This is a genomic window from Labrenzia sp. CP4 (genome assembly GCF_001579905.1).
GTDB classification, from domain to species: domain Bacteria; phylum Pseudomonadota; class Alphaproteobacteria; order Rhizobiales; family Stappiaceae; genus Roseibium; species Roseibium algicola.
Genome location: NZ_CP011927.1, coordinates 1,938,265 through 1,956,640 on the forward strand (window position 1 = coordinate 1,938,265; position 18,376 = coordinate 1,956,640).

21 protein-coding genes are annotated in these 18,376 nt (G+C 58.2%); all 21 read left to right on the top strand.

Annotation, left to right across the window (positions count from 1 at the left end; all coding sequences use genetic code 11):
• Positions 1 to 171 precede the first annotated feature (171 nt).
• Positions 172 to 393 carry a hypothetical protein gene (locus ACP90_RS28195; RefSeq protein ID WP_006936041.1) on the top strand — a complete coding sequence of 74 codons (222 nt, stop codon included), beginning with the start codon at positions 172 to 174 and terminating at the stop codon, positions 391 to 393.
• Positions 393 to 2,096 carry a portal protein gene (locus tag ACP90_RS08950; protein ID WP_062488058.1) on the top strand — a complete coding sequence of 568 codons (1,704 nt, stop codon included), beginning with the start codon at positions 393 to 395 and terminating at the stop codon, positions 2,094 to 2,096. Before ACP90_RS28195 ends, ACP90_RS08950 begins: the two co-directional genes overlap by 1 nt.
• Positions 2,083 to 2,397: a hypothetical protein gene (locus tag ACP90_RS08955; RefSeq protein WP_006936039.1), complete on the top strand. Its 315-nt coding sequence runs from the start codon at positions 2,083 to 2,085 to the stop codon at positions 2,395 to 2,397. The genes ACP90_RS08950 and ACP90_RS08955 overlap by 14 nt, the downstream gene beginning before the upstream one ends.
• A gap of 2 nt (positions 2,398 to 2,399) precedes the next feature.
• On the top strand, positions 2,400 to 3,311 hold the full coding sequence (locus ACP90_RS08960) for a hypothetical protein (RefSeq protein ID WP_062488060.1): 912 nt from the start codon (positions 2,400 to 2,402) through the stop codon (positions 3,309 to 3,311).
• A 472-nt stretch (positions 3,312 to 3,783) separates the two neighbouring features.
• Complete coding sequence (locus ACP90_RS08970; protein WP_062488062.1) at positions 3,784 to 4,032, top strand: hypothetical protein; 249 nt, start codon at positions 3,784 to 3,786, stop codon at positions 4,030 to 4,032.
• 91 nt (positions 4,033 to 4,123) lie between these two features.
• Positions 4,124 to 4,909 carry a hypothetical protein gene (locus tag ACP90_RS08975; RefSeq protein ID WP_062488063.1) on the top strand — a complete coding sequence of 262 codons (786 nt, stop codon included), beginning with the start codon at positions 4,124 to 4,126 and terminating at the stop codon, positions 4,907 to 4,909.
• A gap of 277 nt (positions 4,910 to 5,186) precedes the next feature.
• A complete protein-coding gene (locus ACP90_RS08980; protein ID WP_145915740.1) occupies positions 5,187 to 5,543 on the top strand; it encodes a hypothetical protein in 357 nt (118 codons plus the stop codon).
• A 105-nt stretch (positions 5,544 to 5,648) separates the two neighbouring features.
• Positions 5,649 to 6,557 (top strand): hypothetical protein, encoded by a 909-nt coding sequence (locus ACP90_RS08985; protein WP_062488065.1) that lies wholly within the window; start codon positions 5,649 to 5,651, stop codon positions 6,555 to 6,557.
• A 378-nt stretch (positions 6,558 to 6,935) separates the two neighbouring features.
• Positions 6,936 to 7,973, top strand: coding sequence for a hypothetical protein (locus ACP90_RS08990; RefSeq protein ID WP_145915741.1), 1,038 nt, complete (start codon positions 6,936 to 6,938; stop codon positions 7,971 to 7,973).
• 211 nt (positions 7,974 to 8,184) lie between these two features.
• Complete coding sequence (locus ACP90_RS08995) at positions 8,185 to 8,523, top strand: hypothetical protein (protein ID WP_062488068.1); 339 nt, start codon at positions 8,185 to 8,187, stop codon at positions 8,521 to 8,523.
• A 21-nt stretch (positions 8,524 to 8,544) separates the two neighbouring features.
• Positions 8,545 to 9,132, top strand: coding sequence for a hypothetical protein (locus ACP90_RS09000; protein ID WP_062488071.1), 588 nt, complete (start codon positions 8,545 to 8,547; stop codon positions 9,130 to 9,132).
• Entirely contained in the window at positions 9,129 to 11,561 is a 2,433-nt protein-coding gene (locus ACP90_RS09005; RefSeq protein ID WP_062488073.1) for a hypothetical protein, read from the top strand. The genes ACP90_RS09000 and ACP90_RS09005 overlap by 4 nt, the downstream gene beginning before the upstream one ends.
• 3 nt (positions 11,562 to 11,564) lie before the next feature.
• Positions 11,565 to 12,062, top strand: a complete 498-nt coding sequence (locus tag ACP90_RS09010) for a hypothetical protein (RefSeq protein ID WP_145915742.1) — start codon at positions 11,565 to 11,567, stop codon at positions 12,060 to 12,062.
• A 241-nt stretch (positions 12,063 to 12,303) separates the two neighbouring features.
• Complete coding sequence (locus ACP90_RS09020; protein WP_062488079.1) at positions 12,304 to 13,617, top strand: hypothetical protein; 1,314 nt, start codon at positions 12,304 to 12,306, stop codon at positions 13,615 to 13,617.
• A 90-nt stretch (positions 13,618 to 13,707) separates the two neighbouring features.
• Positions 13,708 to 14,964, top strand: coding sequence for a hypothetical protein (locus ACP90_RS28730; RefSeq protein ID WP_062488081.1), 1,257 nt, complete (start codon positions 13,708 to 13,710; stop codon positions 14,962 to 14,964).
• Positions 14,961 to 15,659 (top strand): hypothetical protein, encoded by a 699-nt coding sequence (locus ACP90_RS28735; RefSeq protein WP_145915743.1) that lies wholly within the window; start codon positions 14,961 to 14,963, stop codon positions 15,657 to 15,659. The genes ACP90_RS28730 and ACP90_RS28735 overlap by 4 nt, the downstream gene beginning before the upstream one ends.
• 9 nt (positions 15,660 to 15,668) lie before the next feature.
• Entirely contained in the window at positions 15,669 to 15,941 is a 273-nt protein-coding gene (locus ACP90_RS09035) for a hypothetical protein (RefSeq protein WP_062488085.1), read from the top strand.
• 273 nt (positions 15,942 to 16,214) lie between these two features.
• Positions 16,215 to 16,679, top strand: coding sequence for a lysozyme (locus ACP90_RS09045; protein WP_062488088.1), 465 nt, complete (start codon positions 16,215 to 16,217; stop codon positions 16,677 to 16,679).
• A gap of 303 nt (positions 16,680 to 16,982) precedes the next feature.
• Complete coding sequence (locus tag ACP90_RS09055; RefSeq protein WP_201030458.1) at positions 16,983 to 17,267, top strand: hypothetical protein; 285 nt, start codon at positions 16,983 to 16,985, stop codon at positions 17,265 to 17,267.
• The gene (locus tag ACP90_RS09060; protein ID WP_023000448.1) at positions 17,264 to 17,518 is read left to right on the top strand and encodes a hypothetical protein; all 255 of its coding nucleotides are present in this window, start codon (positions 17,264 to 17,266) and stop codon (positions 17,516 to 17,518) included. The genes ACP90_RS09055 and ACP90_RS09060 overlap by 4 nt, the downstream gene beginning before the upstream one ends.
• A gap of 132 nt (positions 17,519 to 17,650) precedes the next feature.
• Complete coding sequence (locus ACP90_RS09065) at positions 17,651 to 18,250, top strand: NAD(P)H-dependent oxidoreductase (RefSeq protein ID WP_031269103.1); 600 nt, start codon at positions 17,651 to 17,653, stop codon at positions 18,248 to 18,250.
• Positions 18,251 to 18,376 lie beyond the last annotated feature (126 nt).

An 18,376-nucleotide genomic window follows, 5' to 3' on the forward strand; every position in this document is an offset into this window, starting at 1 on the left:
TTTGGAAAATTGCGGCTTGGCCGGCAGGAACGCTTTGGCGCTGCCGGATACGTCCGTTCGATTTTTTTCCGGCCGCCTGCGCGGACCGGCCTTGAGGCGCTGCCGCCGTGCCGGCAGGCGGCGCTGATTACACGTTTTCAAGACATTGAGAGAAAGGGACCACCCATGTGCATGTTTGGTGGGGGAGGCTCCAAGCAGCCGGACCCGGAACCGACACCGCCGCCGCCGCGCGAACCCGACCCGCAGCGGCAGGCGCGCAACCTGCAGGAAAACGGGCGCCGGCGCCGGGCCGCCGCCTATAACACCCGGGCCACCAACCTGACCGGCCCGCTGGGCGTTGCCGATTACGGCAGTGCCTCGCGGCCCGGTGTCACACTTTTGGGGCGTGCGTGATGGGAGTTGTCGACGATCTGAAAACCGAGCTGCAATCGGCCCGGGCGGAACGCCAATGGGTGGAGGCGGACTGGCAGGACTATGTCACCTATACGGCGCCGGACATGGAGCGGGCCTTCAACCGGCCCGGCGGCGTGAGTGCCCGGGATGGCATGAGCGCCCTGCGCGGGTCTGCCGCCCGGGACCGGTCGCGCAAGCTGTACGACCCGACCGCTGTCTGGCTGCTGGACAGGCTTGCCTCCGGCATCGGCTCGCTGACCATGCCCGAAGGCTTTCCCTGGCATGGGGTCGGTTTCGGCGATCCGTTTGCGCCAGCGCCCAGCCAGGCGGACGAGGAGTTTTTCGAACTGGTGCGCGATCACCTGTTCCGTGTGCGGTATTCGGGGCGATCCGGCTTTGCGCTGGCCAACCGCTCGCGCCTGCTGTCCACCGTGAAACTGGGGACGGGTGTACTGTTTCCGGTCGAAAACGAGGACAGCCTGGCCGATATCCGCACACCGGTTCACTACCGCTATGTGCCACTTTACGAGATTTACCTGGTCATCGATGCCCAGGGCAACGATTGCGGGTTCTTTCGGGTGCGCACGCTGAAGGCGTGGCAGGCGGTGAAGGAATATGCCGGCAAGGTGTCGCCCAAGGTGAAGGAAGACGCGGCCGACGCGAAGCGCAAGAACACTGACTACACTTTCGTACATGCCTGCTTTGTGCGCGAAGGCGGCCACGCCCAGGCAACCGACACCAGGAAATCCCGGTTCGAGAGCATCCACTTCGAGGAAGACAGCGGGCATATCTGCCGGCGGGGCGGCTTCTTCGAATATCCGCTGGTGATCAGCCGGTGGGACCGGGACGGGCTGTCGCCCTATGGCTCGCCGCCGCAGGCAAAGCTGATGAGCGACATCAAGAGCCTGCAGAGCCTGGCGCGCGACGGGCTGATTGCCAGTTCGCAGGCGGTGCGCCCGCCGATCGCCACCCATGCGCAGGAGCGCCAGCTTGACCTCAACCCCGGCCGGATCAACCCCGGGCTGATCGACGAGCAGGGCCGGCCGCTGTTCCGGCCGATGATCGACACGGTGAACCCGGGCGCGGCGGATGCGCAGATCGAGACCATCCGCGAAAAGCTGCGGGTGGGGCTTTATGGCGACCTGTGGCAGACGCTGCTGGAAGGCAATGGCCGCACGGCAACGGAAGCCAATATCCGCCGCAAGGAAATGGCCGACATGATCGGGCCGTTCTCCACCAACATCATGGCCGGAAACGAGGCCTTGTTCGAACGGGAGATCGGCATTCTGGGACGAAGGGGCGCTTTTGCCCCCGGTTCGCCCCTTGCCCCGCCGCAAAGCGTGCTGGAGGGCGATGTGACCCTGACGCCGACGGCGCCCATCGACCAGATGCGCGAGGCCAGGCATTTCGAGGCGATCATGGGCTTCCAGGAGTATCTCGGCATCGCAGCGGGGGCCGATCCTTCCATTCTGGATCTGCACGACCGGGAAGCCGAATACGACCTGACCCGCCGCGCGTTGGGGCTGCCCGCCAAGCTGAGGCGGCGGCCGGAAGAGGTGGAGGCGCTTCGGCAGGAACGGGCGGCCGAGCAGCAGCAACAGCAGCAGCTTGCGACAGGCGAAAGCATGGCGCGGATCGCCCGCGACGGGGCGCCGCTTCTGCAGGCCCTGGGCGGCGAAGGAGGGCTGGATGGTCTGGCGTAGCCTCAAACGAGCCGCCCGGCGGCGCCGGGAGCGGGCTGGAGTGCTGGAACGGGCCTATCGGTCCGTTTTTTTGTGCCCGGACGGCGAAATCGTGCTGGCGGACCTGGCCGCCGAATGCGGCATCTACCAGGCGCCGCCGGTGAACCTGGAGCCGAGGGCCGGCGGTTATCTGGACGGACGCAAGGCACTTTATGCCCGCATCCTGTCGATGATCCGCATTCCGCCGGAAGAGCACGCCGCGCTGCAGGAAGCCGCCCGGCTGGAAATGCTGCCCGAGTTCGAAACTGACGAGGAATATTGACGATGTACGACGCGATTGAGCCGGCAGCAGGACCGGAGGCCGGCGGGCACGACGGTTCTGGACACGATGGTATGGGGCATCACCCTTCGGAGGGGGGAGGTTTCATCGACGGCCTGAGCGATGCCGACCGGGACATGGCCGCCAGCTATGGCTGGCGCGATACCGCCGGCATTCTGGAAGGCTATCGCTCGCTGGAAGACAGACTGTCCGGGGCGCTTCAGGTTCCGGGCGAGGAGGCCGGCAGCGAGGAGCAGGCGGCCTTTTATGCCGATGTTTCCAGCCGCTGGACACCGAAGGACGGCTATCGCTTCAAGATGCCCGAGGCGCTGCCGGAAAACTTTCCCTACGACCAGGCCTTTGCGCAGGAAGCCGGAGACTGGTTCAAGGAGGCGGGGCTTCACCCGGAGGCAGCGCAAAAGCTGCACGACCGGTGGGTGGGCAAGATGGCAGAGCAGTTTTCCGCCCATGAGGAAGCGGCTTTTGACGCCGCGCAGAAACAGGGCCAGGCGGCCGAGGCAGCGCACCTGTCCCTGGTCAGGGAATATGGCGAACCGGACAGCGACGGCTATCAGAACGCCATTGCCAAGGCCGACCGGGCGCTGAGCACCCTGAAGACGGCCGGGGTGGACCTGACAGGATGGTTTGCGGAAAAAGGCGCCTTGACCACGGCAGGCAGCGACGGTTTGCAGCAGGTGACAGACCCCGTGGCGGTGAAGCTGCTCGCCTTCATCCACGACAGCGCCTTTTCGGAAGACGGCCTGAACGGTTTCGGCGCGGGTGGGGAGGGGGGCAATCCCTTCGAGACCGGCAATCCGGACCTCAGGCAGCAGTCGGATCTTCTGGAAAACAGCCCCTTGCGGGCACGGCAGATGATCGTCGCGGCGGGGCGGGATCCACGGTTGTTCGGGCTGTAACAAGCAGTCTTTTCAAGTTGCCGCGGCGGGGATGAGTGCAAATCGCGTTTGGTTCCGGTTTTCGATTGTTGATCTGGCAGATCATGTGCTTAACCCGAATGTCGGTACACGCGAAGAAAGCCAGTGGGGAGCGAAACCCTGTTAGTTGGTGAGTTCCTCGCACCTGGGAATGATCCACGGTTCGCTGGATGGATCAATATCTGTAGACCAGAAGGCTAGGTCGCCGGTTTCCAGTACTTCTGCGTGTACCTGATAAACACTGACATCGTCAGAGCCAGGCCATTTCTCGCGGCAGACAAAGGTTTTTCCCTCTAATTTTTGGCATCTCGCGCTGTGATAAGCGTGTTTTATCAAGAGTAGGTCGTCGATCATCGTGAAATCGTAAGGTATCCATTCTTCTGTGCAGAAATTTTCCTGCGCTTTTAATTCGTTCGCAGGAAGAACTACTAGTATATTTAAGGCGATAAACTTAATGAAAAATCTCGTCAACGAATTCACTCGCAATGTCTATATCGCAGCTAAAAACCTTGGGTTGCCTGATCCCCAGGCGCGCCTTGCGGCAACACAAGCATCACTTGAGACTGCATATGGCAAATCTGTCAAGATCGGTAATCCGGCCCACAGGCAACAATCGAATCTTCTGGAAAACAACCCTTTGCGGGTACCCCAGATGATCGTGTCCGCCGGTTTCGGAAGAGGTTTTCGTGCCAATTTCAATTAAGGGTTGATCAGGAACAAATAATGAACATATTCTGATTGTTCAGCGTCTCGATGCCTTTCTTCGAGAGCGCTGATATATAAAGGGATCCGGAATGAAATTGAACACCTTTCGCTTTATCAAGGGCTTTGGGGCAATTCTGAAAGTGTCGGGGGTTATTGCTCTGCCGTCGGTTTGCCTGGCCGCGGACGGTGCTGTCATCCCGTGGGAACAGCAACCTGAAGTTCTTCGGTCTGAAATAGAGGGCTATGTCAATTCAAGCCTCGATCCCGCAATGTTCAAGGTGCAGGTCGCGGAGGATGTCCGTGTGGTCTATCTGGGCTTTTCGCCCGAGGAAATCGAACAGAATGCGGAGCAGTTTCCGGATATTCCAGGCCATGGCATCTCGCATCTGCCCTATGGACGGAACGAGTATTACAGCACTCCGGTGGATGCGTTGGATTACCAGCTTTCCAATACGATTACCGTGCTCAATCTCGATCTGGACAAGAGACCGGGTTCGGAAGGTGGCAGTGGCGAGAAGAGTACGGAATTGACTGAAATTCTTGCGCCACAAGGAGAATTCTTTCAATCGCTCGGGTTATCCATTTTTGATTTGATGAGGGTCAAGGATGGTCGGGGCACTCTCGTTGAGTTCGGCCCGCCAATGTCAGTGTTCGACGATTTCGAGTTTTCCTATCGGGACAAGATTCTAGAGACGCCTTGCACATCGGTTTTTGAGTTTGCAGGAACTGACGACGGCACACAGGAAAACACCATGGTTGTTTATTCCGGCGCCGAACCCGGCTCCACCGATCAACTTCAGTGCCTGGAGATGCAGTCTTTGGTCTTCCTGCGGCCTGCGAGCCTACCACTTTCCACAGCGCTCGAAGAGAGATGAAACTCGCTGGCAGGTGTCGGTTTACTGCGCATTTCCATAAACCTGCACAAGCTGACACCTGCCTGCAAAGTCGTGCTGTGCCATGAGCAATCGTGCCAACTGATGCCAGCAATCCGTCTGTGGAGCAGGTCAGACACCCCGGCAGAAAAATCTGGCGATCTTTTCAGTCTCCGGTGCGAAGGCCTGGTTCTCTAACCGGATGCAATTAAAGGTTTTTTTTGGAGCATATCATGAACAATATGCCGGTATCAAAAGATCAAAATCGGAGAGTTCGATTGTGAAACTATCAAGACTATCGGGCATTTTGTTGGGCCTGTTTCTCGTTGCCTGCGCGTCAGATGAAGAGAGAAATTTATCAGGTGCAAACGGGAAAACGGTGGTTTCGGCCTGTGATCCCGGACCGATTTTCGAACGGCTTGAGAAAGAAATGAAAACCGGTCTTGCTGGCGCGGATCAGGAGAGGATTTCTCGCGTATACAACGAATATTTTCGAATAGTGAGAATTTGCGACAAAACTCAAGATATGACTTATGTCGTGAAGCAAGAATATGCCGACAAAAGAACCGCCGCATTTCTCGGTTTTCCACCGCCTCCCCCGTATATTTATACGCAAAAAAAAATCCCGAAAAGGTGAGCTTTGCCTCAGTCGGGAGGGCTCGGAAAGTTCGTTGATTTCCGCACCGAAATGGTATTGCGAAAAGGGCGGTTGGTCTGACAACATTTAGATAAGGGCCAAGTAATGGATAATCACGGACAGCAAACGATACGTATCGGTGAGTACAAGCTGTTTGGTGTTGCCTCACATATTGTCATCACAGCTCATGATGAAACCGGCAAGCAGATCTGGGAAGTCAACGGACTTTCACATGACAGGCAAAATAATATAATTCCAATAGGAAAACCCTGGGACGGAAGCGATACGATCAAAGGTCACTTGGATAATTTTTCAAGGATGGGGCATCTCGTCGACAACCAGACAACAATTATCGCGGGGACGCCGGCTGAAATCGAGGCATACAGGATAAGAGCTCGCAGGGCTATTGATCGGATCAATGCTCAAAACCTTGATTACAGAATCGACAACCAAAATAGCAACAGCGTGGCGGGGACGGTCCTGAAGTCTTTCGGGATTTCGCCACAGGAATTGCTGAATTCAACAAGGCATCAATTTGAAAAACCAGTCCCAGGCTTTACCGAAGATCTGATCGGCAACAAAGATGTCTTACCTGCAGGATCGGCGCAGTCAGATCCTGAATTGGATGGTCAGTCGGCGCATGGCAACAGATTACGAAACCATGTTTCTGCTCCGTTTCCGATGCCGAGACCTCATTTGGCAGCGGATGACAACCGTTCGAGGGATAGTCAGCCCGCGTTGCGTGGCGAAAGTGATATTCCGCCGCCATCCTTGAGCGAACCGAAGAGCGGTGAGGCTTTTGAGAACGGTCCCATTCCGAGCGCCAAACCGAGTAGAGCTCGCTCTATGCTCCAGCCTGATAATCTGAAGAATGCAAATCCATTCGACGTGAGAAAACCCGACCTCAAACAGCAGGCCTTCCTTTTGGACCATCAGCCGACGAAGGCGAAGCAGCTTATCCTTTCTGCTGGACGAAACCCGGAGTTGTTCGGGTTCAAGGGTGTTGTCGTTTAACTGAACGACCCCTCAAATTTACGTGGTCCGATGCATTACCTCACAAATCGGATCCATCAGACGCCAGATCCTTGCTCACTTGCGAAGTCCTTTGTGCGCTTTGCCGTCAAAGCAACGCAGGCCTGTGACTGTCATCGCGATATTGCCACCTCGGCTGAGCGATCTTACCCGCTTTGAGCGATTTCTGCCCCGTTAATCGAGGAAACGGAAGTCCTCCAAAACTGCGTATTTCTTTTTTCAACCGGAACGTTGCTTCAGCTACTTCAAAATTGGAAGGGGCGACTTTTTGGCAAATTGCCTGCGGCCATGGCGAGGAAACGTGCGCCATCGACAGCAGTCCGTTAGAGCCGGAAAATTGTCAAAATCAAAGGAAATTCAATGACATCTCAAATTTCAGACATCGTCGTCCCGCGTGTGTTCACCCCCTATATGGCGGAGAACAAGCCGGCCAAGCTGATCATGCTGGAAAAATCCGGCATTCTGGCCGGTCCGGCACCGGAAATCGGCAAGCGCTTCAAGGCCGGTGGCAACCAGATTGAAGTGCCGTACTGGGAAGACCTCGATGATGCCGAGCCGACGGTGATCGATGACAGTGATAACAAGATCGGTGTCAGCAAGATCACCGCCAGCGACATGAAGGCCTACAAGCACCGCCTGGCCAAGAAATACGGTGCCAAGACGGTGGCAAGCTATGCCGCAACGGGCCGGGGCGACAGCGCCATGAACCGGGTGGCGGAGCGGATCAGCGCTTACTGGGGACGCCGCAAGGAAGAGCGCATCATTGCGACGGCTGAAGGCGTGATCGCCGACAATGTCGCCAATGACAGCGGCGACATGGTCTATTCCATCTATTCCGATGTCGGTTCGCCGACGGCTGCCAACCGCATCAGCTATCAGGCGATCAACCGTGCGCGCCTGACCATGGGTGAAAACCTGGACGACCTGCGCGTGATCGCCATGCACAGCTTCGTTTACGGCACGCTTCTGGACGACGAAAAGATCGAGTTCAAGAAACCGTCCGAAGCGCCGTTCGAGGTGCCTTATTATGCCGGGATGATGGTGGTGCATTCGGAAATGATGCCGGTGACGGCCGGGGCCAATTCGGACGAATACTCCTGCTTCCTGTTTGCACCGGGCGCTTTCATGCATATCGACGAAGTGCCGAGCCGCTCGACGATCTACGGCAACGAAGGCACCGAAATCACTCGTGATCCGGAAATTGGCGACGGCGGCGGTGCCGACTATCTGACCACCCGCCGTTTCGAGCTGATCCATCCGGCCGGAATGGATTTCACGGCGTCTTCTCTTGCCAAATCCCAGGGAGCGAGCCTGGCCGAACTGCGCAACGCGGCCAACTGGGACCGGAAATACAACCGCAAGAACGTGAAGCTGGCCTGCCTGAAGGTGAACATCTGACAGCGTACCCAGCGGGCAGTCTGGAGGCGAGCGACCGCAGACATCCACCCCTACGTTTTTGGACCGATCGACGTTTCTGCCCGTAGCCTTTCCTGCGGGCTTTTTGTTTGGTCGGTTCGACCCCTCATGGGCCTGACCAGGTCAGGGCCTGCCAAACTTCTTCGGGCGGCGTTTGCCGCCCTTTTTCATTTTCTCGAAAAAGAGGCCAGACATGGACGAGATCATCATGCGCCGCTTGCGGCATCTCCAGCGCCTGGAAGAACAACACGAAGCCGATTTTCTGGCCCGGTGCGCCCCACCCAAAACCGAGGCCGAAAAGCGGCAGGAACACCTGGCGGATGCGCTGGCCGCGGACTGGAACCGCAAGCAAAGGGCAGCAAGGCAGCCACAGGCCGAAAAGCCGCTGCCCAAAGGCTGGCGCAAGGAGCACTGGAAGACCCAGCAGGCCATGGCCGCGGATTATGCCGGCGTAAAAGCCGCCAACAAATACGAGGCTGTTCAGGCGCTTGCTGCCTATGAGGCCAAAGCCGGCGACCTTGCCGCCGCCTGACCCTTTCAAGGAAACTATTTCATGTCGGGAACCGTCAACACAGCCGTTGAGATGGCGAACCTTGCGCTTGCGCATCTGAAGGAAGCGCCCATCCGCGACTTCGATTTTTCCTCCGTGGCGTCGCGCTGGTTCAGGAACCATTATGCAGCGCACCGGGATGCCTATTTGGCCATGCACGACTGGGACTTTGCCATCGAGCTGGTGAACCTGCCTGCGGAAACCGAAAAACCGCCGTTTCGCTGGGCCTACCAGTACAAGCTGCCGGCCGACACGCTTCGCATTCCACAGCAGAGTGTTGGCGGATCGCCGGGAGGTGGGATAATTCCCTTCGAAGTGGTGGGTCAGCGCATCATGTCGGATCATCCGCCGCCGTTTCCGCTCCGCCATGTGCGCCGGGTGGTGCGGGAGGCCGAATTCGCTCCGCTGTTCGTGAACGGGTTCGCCCTGTTTCTGGCGGCGGGCTGCGCCCATTCGATCACCGGAAAGAACAGCCGTGCGGAAGCCTTGCGCCAGGCGGCGCGGGAAGCCTTCGACCAGGCCGGAACATCCGACGCCCTGCAGGGCACGCCGCTGCCCATGATTGACCTGGATATCATTGCAAACAGATGAGCTATCACCTTCAAGCCACATTCAGCCGGGGCGAACTCGACCCGGAGCTGATCTACCGTTCGGACCTGGAGCTGTTCCGGTCCTCCCTGGCCGAATGCCGGAATTTTCTGACACTGAAACGCGGCGGCCTGCGCCGGCGCGGCGGCACCAAATTCATTGCGGAACTCAAGGACAGCAGTCGGCAAGGCTGGTTGATCCCGTTCGAGTTCGGAAACGGTCAATATTACATGCTTGAGTTCGGCGACCACATGTTTCGAATATTCACCAGCGAGGGGCGGGTCGGCACCGTGGAGGTTGCGACACCCTATTCCTCCGAGGTTTTGCCACGGCTGAAATTCGTACAGTCGACCGACACGCTGTTCATCGCTGGTGGCGGCGTTGCCCCGCAGGCGCTCAAGCGGTTGTCGGAACTTTCCTGGGCGATCGAACCGATGTCGTTCAGGGACGGGCCCTATCTGGATGTCAATATCTCGCCGACGAACCTGAAACCGGCCGGCACGGGCAATGCTGTTCCGAAAATGACATCGAACACAGCCCCGAGCGGGGTGGTGTCGGCCTCCAACGGCAGCGCTTCGGCGTGGCAGGTGTTCAGCCGGTCGGAGGGCAAAACGGTGCTTTCATCCGGCGCAACGGGTTGGGTGCAATATCAGTTTCCCAGCAGCGTCGTGATCGATGCCTACATGCTGCAGGCGCCAAACGACAACAGCCAGAACGACGACATGCCCTGGCAGTGGAACATCGAGGCGTCGAACAATGGCTCCGACTGGACAATTCTGGATACGCAGGACGGTCAGGATACCTGGGCCTCCAACGAATGGCGGGAATATGATTTTCACAACGAAACCGCCTTTACCCATTACCGGCTGAGCTTCACGCAAGGAGGCGGATCTGCTTCGGACAATTCCGCAATCGGGCAACTGGTGTTTCACCAGGCAGGTGGCGATCAGAGCCCGTTCACGCTGACGGCTTCAGGGACAGGTGGCATCAATGGCGGTGCCGGCTTTCAGGCGTCTGACGTGGGGCGGCATATCCGGTTTCGCGGGTCGGACGGGTTCTGGCGCTGGTTCCGGATCCACAGCCGCCAGTCGGCAACCTCTGTCAAGGTGCAGCTTTTCGGCCAGGCGCTGCCGGACACCAAGGCACAAAGCATCTGGCGGTTGGGGGCGTGGTCCGGCACGACGGGGTGGCCGGAAACGATCGGCTGGCACAAGAACAGGCTCGCCTTTGCCGGGACCAGCGAGGAACCGCAGAAGATCTGGGAAAGCCAGACGGAGGACTTCACCAATTTTTCCGTGTCCCATGTCCTGAAGGCATCCGACGCGGTGACCGCGGGCATTCTTTCCGGACAGGTGAACCGCATCCAGTGGCTGGTCGACGATAACGACCTGATTGTCGGCACGACGCGGGCGGTGCGTGCCGTCGGCAAGGCGACCGATCAGGACCCTTACGGGCCGGAGAATGTCGACCAGAAGCCTGAGACGAATTTCGGAGCCAATGATGTCAGCCCGATCAAGGTGGGATCGGTGCTGATCTACTACGGCCCATATGGAACCGACATGCGCGAAATGGCTTATGACTTCGGCTCAGATGGCCGGGTGTCTCAGGCGGTGAGCGAGGTGCAGTCGCATCTGTTTCAAAGCGGTATTTCCGGGGCCTGCTACCAGCAATATCCCGATAGCGTCATCTGGCAGTGGGACCAGAAAGGCCGTGGGATCGGTTTCACCTATGAACGCCAGCAGCAGGTCTATGGCATGCAGCGCCACGATTTCGGTGGTGTGGTGGAATGTATGGCGGACCTTTCGGGCGCTGGAGCGGACACCGTCTGGATGATCGTGAAACGGACCATCGAAGGACAGACAAGGCGGTACATCGAAATCATACAGCGGCCGTTTCCAGGTGGATTGATCGAGGATGCATGGCATCTCGATTGTGGCGCGCGCTACGAAGGCCTGCCGGCAAACTCGGTCTCGGGACTTCAGCATCTGGAAGGCGAAGAAGTGATCCTTTATGCCGATGGAACCGACTATCCGGCAACTGTGACCGCCGGAGAAGCGAGCCTGCCGAATGGCCAGACAGCGGAAAAGATCCTGGTTGGGCTGAATGTTTCGGCGAGGGCGAAGACCTTGCCGTTTCCCGTTAATGCGCAGGATGGTTCGGCCATGGGCCGCAAGATGCGCGTGGACAATTGCAGCATCGCGGTTCTGAACACCGGAACCCTGAAGGCCGGGTCAGACGAAACCTTTCTGGACGAGCTGATCTACTACCGTGCGGGTGACACCGCCGGAGAGCCGGCGCCCTTGCGCACTGGCGTGCTCGACCAGCCAATCGAAACGCGATGGGAAGACGGGGGGCAGCTTACGCTGGCAGCCAGCGGCGGCAAACCCTGCACCATCCTGGCCGTCAATTTCGGCCGAGACGCGGAGCCTTAATTCATGTGTCACCCAGCAATATTGGCTGCGGTCTCCGTTGCGGGATCGCTGGCCGGCGGCGCCGTGCAAGCGCAGGGCGCGCGCCAGCAGGCAGATGCCCAGGCAAAGGCGGAAGAGCGCCGTGCAGAACTGGCCGACCGCCAGAAGGCGGTCAACCAGACCCAGGCTTCTTTTGAGCGAAAACGAACCCTGGACAAATACGAAAGGGCACTCGGCTTCAACCGGGCTGCCGGAGCCGAACGCGGGCTATCGCAAACCGGTTCGCTGAATGACGTCGCGGACGACAATGCCTTTGAAGCGGCACAAAGCATCGAGGCAATTCGGTATGGCGCGGAAGGCAAGCGGGACAATCTGACCTTCGAGGCGAAAACGGCCCGGGAGCGGGCACATTCGAGCCGCCGCGCGGGGCGTATCAACGCCACCGGTGCCATGCTGGGTGGTGTTACCCAGGCTTTCACGACGCTTGGCAATGCCGCCTACAACGGTGCTTTCAAATTCTAGAGACAAAACGGTTCTGACAATGGCGAGATTGCAGAAATTCAATGGTGCCGACAGCCTTCCGGGCGTTGGCAGTCCGCAAGTTGTCGCTGACACCGAGGTTGGAGAAGCTGCGGCAGGACTGGGACAACAAATCCGCCGTTCGGCAGGGGCTTTCGGTGATCTTGCCGAGACCGCTGCTCAAAGACGAAGGCGAATTGAGGACTTTCAAGTTCAAGTGGCTCAACGGGAATTTGACGCCAGGTTGAAGGAAAGGGCTGCGGAGGAACAGCGGCAAGCGCAACCAGGCGGCTTCGGCTTCACCGAGGCCATGATGGCTCATCTTGAAAAGTCTAGAGAACAGGCTCTCAAGGAACTGCCTGCAGGTTCAAGAGATGCGTTCAACCGCCACGTGGAGGCGCAGCGCGACCGCTATATCAACGGCTTTGCTGCAATTGAGGCGGGGGAAAACGAACGCTATTTCCAGCAGGGTTTGGAAGAAGAAGGCATCCGGCTGGCATCAGAGGTGCGCGAGAACCCGGATGGACTCGAAGAAGCATTCGAACAGGCAAGAACGTTGCTGTCGGCTGCTCCCTTGCCGGCCGAAGGCAAAAAGGCAGCCTATGCGAAAATAAGCGAGACACTGGCAGAGGCGTGGGCTGAGACAAGACCACTTGAAGAACTGCTACCAGCAATCGGCGACGAACTTGCAAGGCGAGAGTTTGCAGGACCGGAAGGTTTAGGAAATGACCTCGAACAGGTGGGTAAGACCGTCAATGGCCCCGACGGGCCGGAGGCGGTTGCGGACGAAAGCCAGGTTCTGGCAGCGCGGCTGAAACTGCTGCCTGGTGCAACACTGGGCCGAATGCAGGTAAATGCCGTTAAAAGCAGAGCGGCGATTGCTGCTGGGGAAGCCGGCAAGATCGAACGCCGCATCGAGGCGAGTTTTGGCCAGTTCGACAAATCCGAGATCGAAGCAAACAGTTTGCTCGACCCAAGGCAGAAAACACGACTGATCGGCCAGCTTGAAGTCGCAAAAAAGGAGCATATCGCGAACATTGAAGCTGCGAGCTGGCTCTTGTCTTCTGAAGAAGGGGATCGGGGACCGCAGCGCCAGAAGAACGCGGACCGGGCGTTCACCTTTCTGGAAAATGGCGAAATCGACCGGGACACACTTGCACTCAAGATTGTGGAAACGAAGGGCGTTGTTCCGGAGAGTTATGCCGCCGCCTTGAGCAAGGGAACTCGGAGCAACGAACCCGAGGTCATTTTACGAGCATACGAAAACCTCGCAAAGGTACTGGCGTTGGCACCGCAGTCGGCGGTGTTGGCAAAAAGAGAACGCAATCTTGTCGACAGGTTTGAAAAGTGGACCCTTTTGACAAAAGGCTATGGGCTGAGTCCGGAGGAAGCCGCGGAGACGCTGGCGAAAGGCAATGACCCTCGTTCAGGGCATAGTCTGGAAGCGGCTTTTGACCGGCAGTTTCCTGATTGGGAAAGGAAAGACCTCGGCAGCCAGACCTTGAGAGAGTTGCTGACACCTGCAGTTACAAGAATTCCAGAAGGATCTGGCGGATAAACGCAACAGGTTCAATCCGGCGAGAGCCTTTTCGAGCCGCCAATGTGACCGTGGCTCAATTTCTGATCTCAAATTTTACCAGGGAACTCCATGACAGTAGCAGCCTTGACGGAAGGCCGCGCCCAGATCACGGGCGACGGCGTGACGGATCGTGTCGACTTGCCATTCCAGTTTGTCGACCAAAACAACCTGCAGGTATCGCACCGGACTGCAACCGGCGTGATTACCGTTTGGCAGTATCAGCAAAGCCCGGGCAACTGGCACTTTACCGGCGGCAACTTCGGCACCGGTACCGTGCTCTTTGACGCCAGCGCCTTGCAGGCAGGGGAAACGCTGACGGTTCTGCTGGTGAGCAAATACGATCAGCCTTACAGCCTGGCAGGCGGAGAGATTGACCCGGCGGTCATGGAACGCGCCATGGACCGGACGGCGATCAACATGCAGTCGGTCGCCACCCGGGCGCTGATCGAGGTCAACGGCGGCTTTGACCTGAAAGGCCGGCGGATGATCAACGCGCTTGATGCGGCCGACAATCAGGACTTGCCGACGCTGCAGCAGGTTCTTGAAATCGCGTCTCTTCCAGGCGCGCAAGGGCCGAAAGGCCCGGTCGGCAACCAAGGCCCCACGGGTCCGGCTGGTCCGCAAGGCCCTGCCGGTCCGCAGGGACCACAGGGGGAACGCGGCCCGCTCGGCTATGAAGGTCCGCGAGGCCCAACCGGCTATCAAGGTCCGGAAGGCCCGCGCGGTCCCGAAGGGCCATCCGGTCCGACTGGCTCACAAGGTCCGATTGGACCGCAAGGCCCGCAGGGCCCAGAAGGGCCGATTGGCAAGTCATTTGACCCGGATTACACCGGCCTGACGGCCGACCGTGCGGCCTATGACGCTGAACCCAAAGACACGTCCTTTCTCGATACGGAGGCCGGGATTGTTTATTGGAAGCTCTCCAACGCGGTCGGTGCCTGGTCGACGGGCGTGAACTTCGGGCGCGGACCGCAGGGCTTGCAAGGGCCACAGGGCATTCAAGGCCCTGCCGGTCCTGTCGGGCTGAACCACCGCGGAACGTGGCAACCGCTTACGTTGAGCGGGATACGGTCAGCCATGACGGGTCTTACTTCATCTGCGTGGCGGCTCATACCGGCATTACCCCGGAAGATGCTGCGGCCGAGTGGGACATTGTCACCGCCAAAGGAGAACGCGGCCTGCAGGGCTTGCAGGGCATTCAGGGTCCGGAAGGGCCGCAGGGTGTGCAAGGCCCGGAAGGCATCCAGGGCTCGAAAGGCGATACCGGCGCGCAGGGGCCGACGGGCGCGGAAGGTCCTCAAGGCCCGCAGGGCGACCCCGGGTTGAGCTATCGTGGGGTCTGGACTTCGGGCGACACTTACAATTCTGACGAAACGGTCACCTACAATGGATCTTCGTATATCTCGTCGCGGGTGAATATCGGTCAGAACCCGAGTGTATCGCCGGATGATTGGGGCCTGCTGGCGGCAAAGGGTGACGTCGGGCCGATTGGTGCAACGGGGCCAGAAGGGCCGCAAGGTTCAACCAGCTACGACGCCGGGACCGTCGGCGGTCTGACGTCGGGCCAGTTGTTGCGGTCCGATATCGGAGGCACGATCAGCGGTAGTCTGACAGTCAACGGTCACGTCTACGCCACCGGCTACGTTTACGTGAACACGGACAATAGCGGCGACGCCTGGATCGTTTTCAAAGATGCGAACAGCGGTGGAGCGGATCGTCTTTTGGGATGGGACGACAGTGCGAACGCACTTGTTGCTGAAGAGAATGACGGCGGCATTCACAAGGTTGGATTGGTCTATGATGGCTCAAGTGTAAACGAAACGAACTTTCCAATTGGGCACATCATTTGGGCATCTGCTCCCGCCGGGATCAACAGAAACGCTTCACGAGCCTGCTACTTGCACACAGCATCCACGGGCTACGCTGACAGTTCGGACGGTAACAGATCTTCGGGCCTGTCGGGCACGTGGCGATGCAGAGGCCAGGCTGGTGCCGTCGCCATCTATCAGCGTGTTGCGTAAGGAAAAAGCATGACCGAAATCAACGTCAAGACAACTATCATCACCAATTTCCATGGCTTCTTTCCAAGCTACGAAACTGACCACACAGTCAGCGACATGTCCAAGATTTTCGGTGCGTGCTCCTATGATGTGCAACACGCAAATGGGAATACGGAAACACTTGAAACCGGCTTGCGGCCAGGCGAGAACTTCGGGTGGAACATCAAAGTAATCCAGGCTGCTCAGGCTTGGCGAAATGCCGGAGGTATCATTCCAGAATGGGTTCCGCCTGCGTCTGAATAAACTCGACCAAACCGACCGAAACTCGCACCGCCTTTGAGGCGGTTTTTTTATGCCTGAAAGGCAGTCCAATGAAATTGGTTTCAGATTGGCGCGCGGTCCTGCAAAGGGCTTGGAGCGTGCGCCTTATGCTGCTTGCTGCGCTGCTCTCTGGTGCGGAAGTGGCGTTGCCCTTTCTGGGTGACTTCATTGCGCCGGGCTTACTCTCTGCCCTGTCGGCGCTCACGGTGTCGGCCGCGTTCGTGGCTCGGCTTCTCGCACAAAGGGACATGAACGATGGGACGTAAAATCCGCCTTGTCGGCGGCATTGGCGCGGCTGCGATTTCGCTGGTCGGTGCCTGGGAAGGTCTGCGCCTGACGGCATACCGGGATGTTGTCGGCGTTCCAACCGTCTGTTACGGCGAAACGCTCGGGGTGAAGCTTGGGGACAAGCACACAAAGGCCGAGTGTGACGCAATGCTGTTGGCCTCGTTGCAGCGGCATGAAGCCGGAATGAGAAAGTGCCTCAAGCGGCCGGATGCCATTCCCGCAAAGTCCTATGTCGCGTTTGTCAGCCTCACCTACAACATTGGGGTCGGGGGCTTTTGCCGGTCGACAGCGCGCAAGCGTCTTGATGCTGGGGACGTGCGTGGGGCTTGCAATGCAGCCAAGTGGTTCAACAAGGCAGGCGGCCGGACGATCCGGGGACTTGTGACCCGCCGCGCCGCCGAGCATGCGCTTTGCCTGGAAGGGCTGAGGTAATGCCGGTGATCGCCTGGATACTCTAAAGCCGCACCGCATGTGCTGCCCTTGCCATTGCCGCCGTTCTGGGCGGCTTTTTTGTTTGGCACAAGGTCGACAAGTCGAGCGCGGTTCGCCGGGCCGTTGTCGAGTATGTGGCCGACGCGGAATTGACCGCAGCCCGGGTGCAGCTTGATGAGCTGAAACGCCGGAAGGTTGTCACGGAACGGGCAAACCGGCGTTTCCTCTCCCTTATCGATCAGGCCAACGCGGAAGCGGAAGCCGCAACACAGGAGTTGGAACACTATGTTTCGACCGTTGGGGATGGCTGCACTTTGCAGCCTGATCTTTTTGAGCGCTTGCGCAACCAATGACGAGCGGTTGCGACGGGCCGCCGCACTCTCGGCGCAGGTGGAAGCCTCGAAAGAGTTGCCGGGCTATCCGGAGGACTGCAGACGGAAAGAAGCGTCCGGCGTTCGGATCGGGGAGCCGCTGGACGTTGCCCTGATCCGGACAGACCAGGCGCTTGGCCGTGCCAATGCCCGCGTGATGCGGTGCAGCCGGTGGTACGACGAAATCAAACAGGGTTACGCAGGGGGCGTGCAGTGAACGAAGATCAGATGCGGGAAATTGCCCGCGAAGGTGGCAAAGAAGGCGGCCGGGAGGCTGCTCAAGAAGTGCTCAAGGCGCTCGGTGTTGACATCGAGAACACAATCGAAGCGCAGAAGGACATGCACTTTCTGCGTGATCTGCGAAAAGGAACGTCCAGCGTCAAAGGCAAGGTGATCAATACCGTTGTGGGGGCGTTGGCGCTGGCTGGCCTCTACAAGCTTCTGTCGGGAATTAGATGGGGGGCTTGAATTCTCAAAAAGGCATTGTTCGTTAACTTGACATACTGTTCACCATTTTAATGCTAGTTATTCGAAAATATCAAAACTATCTCCAATTAACGAACAAACGCCGATGCCGGTTTTGAAACTTTGGAGATCAAGATGTCCTCACCGTTGAAATCAATTCTGCATGTCAATGCCTCAGCACGTACCGCCGGTTCAGTGACGCGTGACCTCGGGCAGACCTTCGTGACACGTTTGCTGGCAAAATCACCAGATGCAAAAGTCCTTACTCGCGATGTTTCCCAAGGGGTACCGTTCCTGAGCGAAGAGTGGATTGGCGCGACTTTTACAGATCCTGCTGCACGGAGTGCAGAACAAAAAATGGTGCTTGCTCTGTCCGACACGCTTGTTGGAGAATTGAAGGAGGCAGACACCATCGTAATTGGGACGCCTGTTTACAACTTTTCTATTCCGGCTACGCTAAAAGCCTGGGTTGATATGATCGCGCGAGCAAGAGAGACGTTTCAGTACACTGAGAACGGACCTGTCGGTCTGCTTCAGGGTAAAAAGGCGTACGTCATCATTGCCTCTGGTGGAACCAAAATAGGATCAGAGATCGACTTTGCCGGAAATTACCTGAAGCATATTCTTGGCTTTATCGGCATCTCCGATGTGACAATGATCGCGGCAGATCAATTGATGATCGAACCGGAAAACCGTGACGCAGCACTGGCTCAAACGATAGAGTTGGCCGCATGAGCGGAACCTGTGTTCAGACCTGATATACCAGTGTTTGAAATTGCGGAATGCAACAGGCTTCCTGTGAAGTGAAATTTTTGGTTGTGTCTGGGCAGCTGCGGCAATTGCCCAGTCTCCAGTACGTTC

What these genes read in the sequence shown, in the direction of transcription:
- ACP90_RS08970 (WP_062488062.1), top strand. Translation starts at nt 3,784, where the DNA reads ATGAAAAATCTCGTCAACGAATTCACTCGCAATGTCTATATCGCAGCT.
- ACP90_RS08955 (WP_006936039.1), top strand. Translation starts at nt 2,083, where the DNA reads ATGGTCTGGCGTAGCCTCAAACGAGCCGCCCGGCGGCGCCGGGAGCGG.
- ACP90_RS09045 (WP_062488088.1), top strand. Translation starts at nt 16,215, where the DNA reads ATGGGACGTAAAATCCGCCTTGTCGGCGGCATTGGCGCGGCTGCGATT.
- ACP90_RS28195 (WP_006936041.1), top strand. Translation starts at nt 172, where the DNA reads ATGTTTGGTGGGGGAGGCTCCAAGCAGCCGGACCCGGAACCGACACCG.
- ACP90_RS28730 (WP_062488081.1), top strand. Translation starts at nt 13,708, where the DNA reads ATGACAGTAGCAGCCTTGACGGAAGGCCGCGCCCAGATCACGGGCGAC.
- ACP90_RS08950 (WP_062488058.1), top strand. Translation starts at nt 393, where the DNA reads ATGGGAGTTGTCGACGATCTGAAAACCGAGCTGCAATCGGCCCGGGCG.
- ACP90_RS09065 (WP_031269103.1), top strand. Translation starts at nt 17,651, where the DNA reads ATGTCCTCACCGTTGAAATCAATTCTGCATGTCAATGCCTCAGCACGT.
- ACP90_RS08985 (WP_062488065.1), top strand. Translation starts at nt 5,649, where the DNA reads ATGGATAATCACGGACAGCAAACGATACGTATCGGTGAGTACAAGCTG.
- ACP90_RS08960 (WP_062488060.1), top strand. Translation starts at nt 2,400, where the DNA reads ATGTACGACGCGATTGAGCCGGCAGCAGGACCGGAGGCCGGCGGGCAC.
- ACP90_RS08990 (WP_145915741.1), top strand. Translation starts at nt 6,936, where the DNA reads ATGACATCTCAAATTTCAGACATCGTCGTCCCGCGTGTGTTCACCCCC.
- ACP90_RS09035 (WP_062488085.1), top strand. Translation starts at nt 15,669, where the DNA reads ATGACCGAAATCAACGTCAAGACAACTATCATCACCAATTTCCATGGC.
- ACP90_RS09000 (WP_062488071.1), top strand. Translation starts at nt 8,545, where the DNA reads ATGTCGGGAACCGTCAACACAGCCGTTGAGATGGCGAACCTTGCGCTT.
- ACP90_RS09055 (WP_201030458.1), top strand. Translation starts at nt 16,983, where the DNA reads ATGGCTGCACTTTGCAGCCTGATCTTTTTGAGCGCTTGCGCAACCAAT.
- ACP90_RS09010 (WP_145915742.1), top strand. Translation starts at nt 11,565, where the DNA reads ATGTGTCACCCAGCAATATTGGCTGCGGTCTCCGTTGCGGGATCGCTG.
- ACP90_RS09005 (WP_062488073.1), top strand. Translation starts at nt 9,129, where the DNA reads ATGAGCTATCACCTTCAAGCCACATTCAGCCGGGGCGAACTCGACCCG.
- ACP90_RS08975 (WP_062488063.1), top strand. Translation starts at nt 4,124, where the DNA reads ATGAAATTGAACACCTTTCGCTTTATCAAGGGCTTTGGGGCAATTCTG.
- ACP90_RS08995 (WP_062488068.1), top strand. Translation starts at nt 8,185, where the DNA reads ATGGACGAGATCATCATGCGCCGCTTGCGGCATCTCCAGCGCCTGGAA.